We start from the raw sequence: 1,162 nt of genomic DNA, 5'->3' as shown, positions 1-1,162 counted from the left end.
GCCGCAGATCTCCGCATCGTCGGAGAGCGCCGCAACGGCCGCCTTAGGGTCCGCAGTGCCTCCCCCCGAGGCGAACGACTGGCCGAAGATCAGCATGTCGCGGATCGGCGCGATGTCTTCCGCCCGCTTGAGCAGGTCGAAATACCAGCCGCCATCGGTCGTGTCGCCGTACAGCACCGCGCCGACGATCCGGTCGTCCTTGACCACGACGCGCTTGTAGATGCCGCGCGACGCATCGCGCAGGACGATGTCCTCCGCGCCTGCACCACCGGAGAAATCGCCCGCCGAGAACACGTCGAGCCCGGCGACCTTCAATTTGGTCGAGGTCACCGATCCGCGATAGCCGCTGTGACTGTCGGTCAGTCCGTCGGCGAGCGCGCGACACATGTCCCACAGCGGCGCGACGAGGCCGTAAACGTTGCCGTCATGCTCGACGCATTCGCCTACCGCGAGGATCGATGGGTCGCTGGTGACCATGTGGTCGTCGACCTTGATCCCGCGGCCGATTTCCAGCCCGGCGTCGCGCGCGAGGGCGACGGAGGGGCGGATGCCGACCGCCATGACGACGAGGCTGGCCGGGATCAGCGTGCCGTCTTTCAGCAGCACGCCCTCGACGTGGGTATCGCCGAGGATCTCGGCGGTGTTCGCTTCGGTGAGGATGACCTGGCCGCGCGATTCCAGCGCCGACTTGAGCAGCCAGCCCGCCGCCTCGTCGAGCTGCCGCTCCATCAGCGTCGGCATCAGGTGGATCACCGTGACCTTCATCCCGCGCAACGTGAGCCCGTGTGCTGCTTCCAGCCCGAGCAGCCCGCCGCCGATGACGACCGCCGCGCCGCCCTTGCCCGCAGCCTCCAGCATGTGGTCGACGTCTGCCATGTCGCGGAACGAGATCACGCCGGGCAGGTCCTTGCCGGGGACGGGGATGATGAACGGATCGGAGCCGGTCGCGATCAGCAGCCTGTCGTACGACACCGTCAGCCCGGAGCGCGCGGTGACGGTCTTCGCCGTGCGGTCGATTGCCTGGACCGGGTCGCTGGTCACTAGGTCGATCGTGTTGGTCGCGTACCAGGCGTGGTCGTTGATGACGATCTGCTCGAACGTCTTCTCGCCCGCCAGCACCGGCGACAGCATGATGCGGTTGTAGTTCACGTGGGGCTCGGCA

Annotated in this window: 1 protein-coding gene; it reads right to left on the bottom strand. The window is 67.5% G+C overall.

Going from position 1 to position 1,162, the window contains the following annotated elements; genetic code table 11:
- Positions 1 to 1,162 (bottom strand): FAD-dependent oxidoreductase (locus ASE89_RS21240; protein WP_236701770.1); only part of this gene is annotated, 1,162 nt, incomplete at both ends.

It is taken from the genome of Sphingomonas sp. Leaf30 (assembly GCF_001422525.1).
Taxonomy (GTDB): Bacteria; Pseudomonadota; Alphaproteobacteria; order Sphingomonadales; family Sphingomonadaceae; genus Sphingomonas; species Sphingomonas aerolata.
This window is presented reverse-complemented; position numbering and strand designations above follow the sequence as displayed.